The following is a 9,167-nucleotide window of genomic DNA, read 5'->3' as shown; positions in this document are numbered from 1 at the left end:
GCCGCGGCGGCCGCCGGCGCGGGGGGCGCGCGCGGCTGCGGGCCGCCCGGGGGGGGGGCGCGGGGGGCCCGCCCCCCCGGGGGGGGGGGGGGGCCCCCCCCCCCCCCCGGCCGTGGGTCAGCGGGAGACGGCCTTCGCCCAGCCGCTCGCGATGACCTTCTTGGCCTTGATGATCTGCGCCTCGGTCGGGAACCTGGGAGCGCCCTCGACCGCCGGCAGCCAGGCGGCGGCGACCTCGTGGATGGAGCCGTCCTTCTCCATGGCATTCATCAGGACCGGGCGGGCGTAGCCGTCGAGCCTGAGGTTCTGGCCCTCGGCGCTGAAGAGGTACTCCTGCCACAGCCGGGCGGCCGCCGGGTGCGGCGCGTCCTTGTTGATCGCCTGCGTGTAGTACTGGGCGTAGGAACCGTCGGTGGGGACGGTGACCTGCCAGTCCATGCCCTTCTTGCGGAACTGATCGGCGTATCCGGCGTTGAGATAGTCCCAGTCGATGCTGATCGGGGTCTGCCCCTTCTCGACCGTGGCCGGGGTCGACTCGACGGGGTTGAAGTTGCCGCTGTCGTTGAGCTCCTTGAAGAACTTCAGGCCCGGCTCGATGTCACTGAAGGAGCCGCTGTTGGCGAGGGCTGCCGCGTACACGCCGCCGAAGGCCGAACCCGACTTGTTGGGATTGCCGTTGAGCGCGACCTTGCCCTTGTACTCGGGCTTCAGAAGGTCGGCGAATGACTCGGGACACGTCTCCACCTGGCCTGCGTTGCAGCCGATCGAGATATAGCCGCCGTAGTCGTTGTACCAGCGCGCCCGCGGGTCCTTCTGGCTCTTGGGGATCTTGTCGAACGGGGCGACCCGGTACGTGGCGAGCAGACCCTCCTCGGTCGCGGCATGCGCGAAGGAGTTGCCGATGTCGAGGATGTCGGGTGCGCTGTCCTTGCCCCTGAGGTCTTTGACCGCCTTGATCTCGTCCTCGCTGGAACCGTTCGGATTGTCCACGTGCACCTTGATCCCGTACTTCTTGGTGAAGCCGTCGATCAGAGCCCCGTAGTTGGCCCAGTCGCGCGGGATCGCGACCGCGTTGAGCCTTCCCTCGTTCTTCGCGGCGGTGACCAGGGCGTCCATACCGCCCGCGGCGTCCGCGGAGGTGGCCGCCGCGGGATTCTTGCCTTCTGCGGCGGGTTGTCCCGTCATGGTGCCGCAGGCACTGAGAGTGAGGGCCGCAAGGGCGAGGCTGCCGCTTAGGGCGGCCGCGTGGGCACGGTGGGCGATCACAAGAACTCCAGGGAGGGGTGAAGGGCTGCACAGACAACTCCATCACTACTCGCTGTGTCAATAAGACGACACTGAAGTTCGGAGGGCGGGACGGTGAACGACTCTCCGGGCACCCCGCCCCCGAACCCTGGGCCCCCGCGCCCGGCACTGGGCACCCCACCCCGATCGGACGAACGCCACGCGCGGCAGGTGGACAGCCCGGGCAGCGGATGCCCGCCGCTGCGGCCCGTTCTGACGTCACATCAGAACGTCCGACCTCCTGGCACACCGCGGCGGGCCGGGGGAAGACCCCGCCCGCCGCGCCCCCCCGGGCCGTCAGCCGTCGTGGTGGCCGATCTCCACATCCTCCAGAATGCCCAGCGCGTCCGGCACCAGGACGGCGGCGGAGAAGTAGGCGCTCACCAGATAGGAGATGACCGCCTTCTCGTCGATGCCCATGAACCGTACGTTCAGGCCGGGCTGGATCTCGTCGGGGATGCCCGTCTGACGGAGCCCGACGACGCCCTGGTCGGACTCGCCCGTCCGCATCGCCAGGATGGAGCTGGTCCGTGCCTCGGTGACCGGGATCTTGTTGCACGGCAGCAGCGGGATGCCCCGCCAGGCGCGGACCTGCTGCCCCTGGAACTCCACGCCGGGCGGATACAGGCCCCGCCGGTTGCACTCCCGGCCGAACGCCGCGATGGTGCTCGGGTGCGCGAGTAGCAACTGCGTCTTCCGGCGCCGCGAGATCAGCTCGTCGAGGTCGTCGGGGGTCGGCGGTCCGGTGCGGGTGTGGATGCGCTGGCGCAGGTCGGCGTTGTGGAGCAGGCCGAACTCGCGGTTGTTGACGAGCTCGTGTTCCTGGCGTTCGCGCAGTGCTTCGACGGTGAGGCGGAGTTGCTGCTCGACCTGGTTCATGGGTTCGTTGTAGAGGTCGGCGACCCGGCTGTGGACGCGCAGGACGGTCTGGGCGACGCTCAGTTCGTACTCGCGCGGGGACAGCTCGTAGTCGACGAAGGTGCCCGGGAGTCCGAACTCACCGCTGTGCCCGGCGGCCAGGTCGATCGCGGCCTCACCGTGCTTGTTCTGCGGCGGGTGCGGGGACGCCCGGACGTCCTCCAGGTGCGCCCGCAGCGGCCCGGACCGGCGGATGACCTCGGCCAGCGCCCGCCGGGGGAGGACCAGCACCGTGCAGGCGGTCACCGCTTTGAGTGTGAACGGCCATTCGCCGCCCTGTCCGGTCAGCAGGTCCTCGCCGGCGTGATCGCCGTCGGCGACGACGCCGAGGACCGTACGGTCGCCGTACTTGCCCGTGCCCAGCTTGTCGGCCTTGCCGTGCGCGATGAGGACGACCTCGTCGGCCGGCCGGCCCGCCTCCACGATCGGCTCGCCCGCGGCGACCTCCCGCTGGATGAACCGGTCCGCCAGCGACTCCAGCGCTTCGCTGTCGTCGAAGCCGCGCAGCTGCGGCAGCTCGCGCAGCTCGGCGGGGATCACCCGGACCTCCGCTCCGGTGCTGACGAACTCGACGCGCCCGTCCCCGAGGGTGTGGGTCAGCCGGCGGTTCACCCGGTAGGTGCCGGCCGTGACCTCGGTCCACGGCAGCGCGCGCAGCAGCCACCGCGAGGAGATCCCCTGCATTTGGGGGACCGACTTGGTGGTGGTCGCCAGATTCCGCGCTGCGGCGGTCGCGAGGCTCGACTGCGCCTGTTGCGGCTGCTCCCCGTTCCCGGAGACGGCAGCCGTTTCGACTGAGGTGGTCATCGGAGAACTTCACCCATTCCTGTGCGATGTGAGAGGCGATACGGGCGGCTGAGGTGACCGGGCCGGCGTCGCTGCCGAGCGGCCGTCCGGCCGCTGCCGCGTGCGCGGTCCGGTGCTTCTGGTGCAGGCCGATGATCCGGGAGCACGGTCATGGGGCTGTATCGGCCGGGACTATCCCTTTCTCCGTTTCTCTCCCGGAGTCTCAATTCCCGATCTCGACGTCCTCGAGAATTCCGAGCGCATCCGGGACCAGAACGGCCGCGGAATAGTAGGCGCTGACGAGATAGGAGATGATGGCTTTTTCGTCGATGCCCATGAAGCGTGCGGAAAGGCCGGGCTCATATTCGTCCGCGATACCGGTTCTGTGCAGCCCGACGACTCCCTGGGCGGATTCTCCGGTACGCATGACCAGGACCGAACTGGTGCCGGATCGGGTGACGGGAATCTTGTTGCACGGGAAGATCGGAACGCCGCGCCAGGCAGGGACGGAATGCCCCTGGAAGTCGATGGCGTCCGGGTGGATACCCCGCTTGCTGCACTCTCGGCCGATCGCCGCGATCGCCTTCGGGTGGGCCAGGATCAGCCCCGGGTCCTTCCAGACCGTGGCCAGCAGCTCGTCGAGGTCGTCGGGGGTCGGCGGTCCGGTGCGGGTGTGGATGCGCCGGCGCAGGTCGGCGTTGTGGAGCAGGCCGAACTCGCGGTTGTTGACGAGCTCGTGTTCCTGGCGTTCGCGCAGTGCTTCGACGGTGAGGCGGAGTTGCTGCTCGACCTGGTTCATGGGTTCGTTGTAGAGGTCGGCGACCCGGCTGTGGACGCGCAGGACGGTCTGGGCGACGCTCAGTTCGTACTCGCGCGGGGACAGCTCGTAGTCGACGAAGGTACCGCTGAGCACCGGCTCCCCGGTGTGGCCGGAGGCCAGGCCGATTTCCGCCTCACCGTGGCTGTTCCGCCGCTGCTGCGGGATGCCGACCCTGCGCCGGACATGGCTGCGCAGCGCCGGTGAGGCTCCCGCCACCTCGGCGAAGTCCGCGCGCCGGATGGCCATCACCGTGCAGGCCGTGACGGCCTTGAGGGTGTACGACCAGTCGGCGTCGGGAGCCGCGAGCGCCTGGTCGCCGAAGTGGTCGCCGCCGGCGAACATGCCCACCACGGCCGGCGAGTCGTACTTTCCGGGGGCCAGCCTGGCCGCCTTGCCGTGCGCGATCAGATAGAGGTGATCGGCGGGGCGTCCTGCCTCGGCGATCACCTCGCCGGCCGCGTACTCGCGCTGCACGAAACGCTCGGCGAGGGCTTCCAGCGACGGGACATCGGTGAAGCCGCGCAGCAGCGGAAGCTCGCACAGCTCCTGTGCAATGACCCGGACTTCGCTCCCGGTCGTGACGAAGTCGATACGGCCGTCGCCCACCGTATAGCGCAGCCGGCGGTTCACCCGGTAGGTGCCACCGGGCACCTGCACCCAGGGCAGCAGACGCAGCAGCCACCGGGAGGTGATGCCCTGCATCTGCGGTTCCGACTTGCTTGTTGTCGCCAAATTCCGTGCTGCTGCCGTTCCCAGACTGCTCAGCTGCGGCTGACCGTCCTCTGCGGCAGAAGCCGAATCCACCGACGTGGTCATATCGGACGCCACCCATCTCTGTACGGAGAACTGTCGGGTGAGGAATTGCTCATCCCCCGGCAGCGAAGCTATCAGCGCCCAATGGATCTTGAAATCGCTCAAAAGGGTGGGTTGGTCTGCGGAATGCCAAGAAATGCCGGACGCGGACGGAAGGGGGTACGGGCCGTGCGGTCAGCCGCACGCGGGTGCGGTCACAGCGTCGGCTGCGCCGGTCCCGGACCGAGCGTCGTGGTGCCCGGCGCCGCGCGGTGGCCGAGCCCGGTGCGGTACGCGTCGAGCGCCGCGTCGATCCGGTCCTCGCGCCGCAGCAGATCGCCGAGCAGCCGGCAGATGTCGGCCAGGTCCCCGGCCGCGCCCGAGTTCTCCAGCAGCGACAGCGCCTCGCAGTAGTGCCGTTCGGCGTCCTCGGCCGCGCCGTCCTCCTCGGCGATCATCCCCAGCAGCCGGTGAGCGCCCGCCGCGTGGACCGCGCCGCGCTCCGGGCCGAGCGCGGTCCCGATCCCGTCCAGCGTCCGGGACAGCAGCTCCGCCGCTTCCTCCCGCCTGCCGCGCCGCCGCAGTACGTCCGCGAGCTCCACGTCGACCTGCGCGGTGAACAGCTGCGCGCGTCCCGAGGCCAGCATGTCCCGGGCGGTGCGCAGCTCGGACTCCGCCGCCTCCAGGTCGCCGTCCTGGGCGCGTACATAGCCCCGCATCCAGTGGCAGTGCGCCAGCTCGGTGCGGATGTGCAGCTGCCGGTACAGCTCCTGGGCCTTGGTGAGCGAGGCGTCGGCCTCCGCAGACCGGCCTTCGGCGATCATCGCGCGTGCCACTCCCCGGTGCATCCTGGCCACCAGGGCCGGATCGCTGATGCTCGGCGCGAGGGCGAGCGCGAATTCGGCGCTCTGCGCGGCCCGGGCGTAGGCGCCCATGTCCATGTACGGGGCGATGGCGGCGCTGTGCAGCAGCACCAGCGCGTCGGGGTCGTGCAGTCCGCTCTTGTTCAGCTCGTCGAGGGCGGACTCCAGCAGATAGCAGGAGTAGCGCAGTTCACCCGCCAGCAGATGGGCCACCGCCCGGCCGCGCAGAGCGGCAGCGCGGCGCGGCAGCGGCTCCCCGGCCAGCAGCCGCTCCGCCTCCTCGAAGCTCTCCCGCGCCTCGGTGAGTTCGCCCAGGTCCAGGGCGCAGTCGCCGAGCGCTACCAGCGTGTCCGCCCGCTCCTCGTCGAAGCCGTGCTCCGTCGCGGCGGCCAGCAGCTCGCGGAGCAGCTCCGTGGCCTCCGCCGGGTCACCGGCGCCGAGCAGATGCCGGGCGTCGGTGAGCCGCAGCCGCAGCTCGGTGGCGATGTGCGCGGGACGCCCGGTGGCCAGTTCGTCCAGGCTGACGCCCAGCCGCGACGCGAGGTGGTTCAGCGCGGTCGCGGAGGGGCGGACCCGGCCGGACTCCAGCGTCGAGATGTACGCCGCCGTGTACTTCGGCTCGGCCAACTGGCGCTGGGTCAGGCCCTGTTCGGTGCGCAGCCGCTGGACACGCGCGCCGATCCCGGTGTCCGCCGCGCGCTCGGCGCCCCGGGTGGTACTGCTCGTCGCCATCCGTCCGTACCCCCTCAGCGGTTGCGCCGCATCCCGGTAGAAGTCGGCGCCCCACTGGCTTGATCCGGTGTTAAGGCTAGTTAACTATGGCGTTAATGGCCATGGGTGGGACCGTACCGACAGGAGCGAAATTGACCCGTTACCGCCAGCCCGGACTGGTGCTCACCGATCACCACTTCGAGGTCCCTCTGGACCACAGCGACCCCGGAGGGGAACGGATCGAGCTGTTCGCCCGAGAAGTGGTGGCGCCCGGCAAGGAGGAGAAGGAGCTGCCCTGGCTGCTCTATCTCGAGGGAGGCCCGGGCTTCGGCGCCCGCCGGCCCTTCGGCGCCACCGACTGGGTCAAGCGCGCCGTACAGGACTATCGCGTGCTGCTCCTGGACCAGCGCGGTACCGGCCGGTCGAGCCCGGCCGACCGGCAGACTCTGCCGATGCGCGGCGACGCGCAGGCCCAGGCCGACTATCTGGCCCGCTTCCGCGCCGACGCGATCGTGCAGGACTGCGAGTGGATCCGGCCCCGGCTGACCGGCGGCGCGCCCTGGGCCGTGCTCGGCCAGAGCTTCGGTGGCTTCTGCGCCGTGCACTATCTGTCCACCGCCCCCGAGGCGCTGCGGACCGCGCTGATCACCGGTGGGCTGCCCTCGCTCGACGCGGACGCGGACGAGGTCTACCGGGCCGCGTATCCCCGCGTCGTACGCAAGAACGCGGCGCACTACGCGCGGTACCCGCAGGACGCCGCGACCGCGCGCCGTATCGCCGCCCACCTCCGCGAGCACCCGGCCGAGCTGCCGGGCGGCTACCGGTTCACCGTCGAGGCGTTCCAGTCGCTCGGCATCCTGCTCGGCGGCTCCGGGGGCTCCCACCGCCTGCACTATCTGCTGGAGCACTCCTTCGTCCGTACTCCCGCGGGACCACACCTGTCCGACGCCTTCCTCGAGGGCGCCCGGTCGGTCCTGTCCCACGCGGCCAATCCCCTCTACGCCCTGCTCCAGGAGGCGATCTACGCCCAGGACGGCTCGGCCACCGGCTGGGCCGCCCAGCGGGTCCGCGCCGAATTCCCGGAGTTCGACGCGGACCGGGCGCTCGAGAGCGACGAACCCGTGCTGTTCACCGGCGAGATGGTCTACCCCTGGATGCTCGACGCCGACCCCGCCCTGCGCCCGCTGCGCGAGACCGCTGAGCTGCTCGCGGGGCGCACCGGCTGGGCACCGCTGTACGACCCGCGGCGGCTCGCCGCCAACGAGGTGCCCACCGCCGCAGCCGTCTACCACGACGACATGTACGTGGACACCGGCCACGCCCTGGACACCGCGCGCACCATCGGGGGCTTGCGCACCTGGGTCACCGACGAGTTCGAGCACGACGGGGTGCGGGCCGGTGGGCCCCAGGTGCTGGACCGGCTGATCGCGCTCGCCCACGGGACGATTTGACAGTCGCGGTTCGCGTCCACCCGTCTGACGGAGAATCAGCAGTCTTTGCACTCCTGCCCATTGCCCGTGTCCTTGCGTCCCTCTAGGTTGACTGGCTGATTAAGCCCGGTTAATGCGGCGCTTATCACCATCGTTCACCCCACCCCCACCCGGGAGGAACGCAGTGCGCACAGGCATAGGCAGACTCGGCGCGGCATGTGGCGTCGCCGTCGCCACCCTCCTCGCCGCCACCAGCCCGATCGCGGCCGCCTCGGACCCCGGGGCGGCCGCGCCGCCGTCCGGACAGGACCGGGACGGCCACCGCGTGGAGTACTTCTCCTCGCCGACCGCCCACCCCCGCCATGTCGAGGTCCCCGCCGCGACTCCCCGGCGGCTGGCGGGCGGTTCCGGCTCCCTCGCCGGAGACGGCGACGTCACGCCGATCGTCGAGAACGGCCCGACCGACGACAAGCTCGACGTCGTCGTCATCGGTGACGGCTACACCTCCGCAGAGCTCGACCGGTTCCACACCGACGCCAAGGAGAAGTGGCACGAGATCACCGGCGTCGAGCCGTACACCCGCTACCAGAACCTCTTCAACGTCTGGGCCGTCGACGCCGTCTCTGCGCAGTCCGGCGTCTCCGGCGACCCCTCCCAGGACGTGGTCAAGGACACCGCCCTGGACACCTACTTCTGGTGCGACGGCCTGGAGCGCCTGCTGTGCGTCGACACCGACAAGGTCGAGGGCTACGCCGCCAAGGCGCCCGAGGCCGACCTGGTGATCGTGGTGGCCAACAGCGCCAAGTACGGCGGCGCCGGCTACAACGACGTCGTCTCGCAGCTCGGCTACGACGGCATAGCGACGGTGGCAGGAGGCAACGAGCAGTCGGGCCAGGTCGCGGTGCACGAGACCGGACACTCCCTCGGCAAGCTCGCCGACGAGTACTTCTACGACGAGTACGGGGAGTACACCGGGCCCGAACCCCCCGATGTCAACACCTCGACGCACACTGCCCGGGAACTCGCCGACCTGCGGGCCAAGTGGTACCGCTGGCTCGGCGAACCGACCCCCGACGGCGGCACCATCGCCGCGTTCGAGGGCGGCGGGTACCACCCGAAGGGGCTGTACCGGCCGAGCGAGAACTCGATCATGCGCACCCTGGGCCGGGAATTCAACACGGTGGGGCGGGAAGCAATGATCGCCGGCTTCTACCGGCACGCCACCTCACTCGCGAGCAGCACCCCCACCGACCGCCGGCTCACCCGCAAGGACACGGTCAGGGTGCGCGTACCCCGGCCGGCCGGCGAAGGCAGCCCGGTCGCCCTGCGCTGGTACCTCGACGGCAAGGAGGTCAGGAGCCTGCGCGGTGACCGGACCGTCGCCGTGAAGAAGCTCATCGGCCGGCACGACTGGCGTACGCACCGGCTCACCGCCAGGGCTCAGGACCCGACCCCGGCCGTACGCGACCCGGCGCTGCGCGCCGAGCTGACCGACACTCTCACCTGGACCGCCGGCCGCTGACCGGCGCCGCTCCGGCCGCCGGGGCAGGGCGGCGTGCCCTG

General features: G+C 70.6%; 6 protein-coding genes. 2 read left to right on the top strand and 4 right to left on the bottom strand.

Annotated elements, in window-relative coordinates:
* Window positions 1-117: 117 nt before the first annotated feature.
* From ABZW18_RS33465 to ABZW18_RS33450, 4 genes are all read right to left on the bottom strand, one after another.
* The gene (locus tag ABZW18_RS33465) at window positions 118-1,185 is read right to left on the bottom strand and encodes an extracellular solute-binding protein (RefSeq protein ID WP_356194972.1); all 1,068 of its coding nucleotides are present in this window, start codon (window positions 1,183-1,185) and stop codon (window positions 118-120) included.
* Between the two features lie 396 nt (window positions 1,186-1,581).
* Entirely contained in the window at window positions 1,582-3,009 is a 1,428-nt protein-coding gene (locus tag ABZW18_RS33460) for a family 2B encapsulin nanocompartment shell protein (protein WP_356194966.1), read from the bottom strand.
* Between the two features lie 202 nt (window positions 3,010-3,211).
* Window positions 3,212-4,624, bottom strand: coding sequence for a family 2B encapsulin nanocompartment shell protein (locus ABZW18_RS33455; RefSeq protein WP_356194969.1), 1,413 nt, complete (start codon window positions 4,622-4,624; stop codon window positions 3,212-3,214).
* 191 nt (window positions 4,625-4,815) lie between these two features.
* On the bottom strand, window positions 4,816-6,195 hold the full coding sequence (locus tag ABZW18_RS33450) for a helix-turn-helix domain-containing protein (RefSeq protein WP_356194964.1): 1,380 nt from the start codon (window positions 6,193-6,195) through the stop codon (window positions 4,816-4,818).
* 101 nt (window positions 6,196-6,296) lie between these two features.
* On the opposite strand from ABZW18_RS33450, the gene ABZW18_RS33445 reads away from it, so the two are divergent.
* Together ABZW18_RS33445 and ABZW18_RS33440 are read left to right on the top strand one after the other, a co-directional pair.
* Complete coding sequence (locus tag ABZW18_RS33445) at window positions 6,297-7,625, top strand: alpha/beta fold hydrolase (RefSeq protein ID WP_356194961.1); 1,329 nt, start codon at window positions 6,297-6,299, stop codon at window positions 7,623-7,625.
* Window positions 7,626-7,788: 163 nt separating this feature from the next.
* Entirely contained in the window at window positions 7,789-9,126 is a 1,338-nt protein-coding gene (locus tag ABZW18_RS33440) for a M64 family metallopeptidase (protein ID WP_356194958.1), read from the top strand.
* Window positions 9,127-9,167: the final 41 nt, after the last annotated feature.

It is taken from the genome of Streptomyces sp. NPDC004647, assembly GCF_040609575.1.
GTDB lineage: Bacteria > Actinomycetota > Actinomycetes > Streptomycetales > Streptomycetaceae > Streptomyces.
This window is presented reverse-complemented; position numbering and strand designations above follow the sequence as displayed.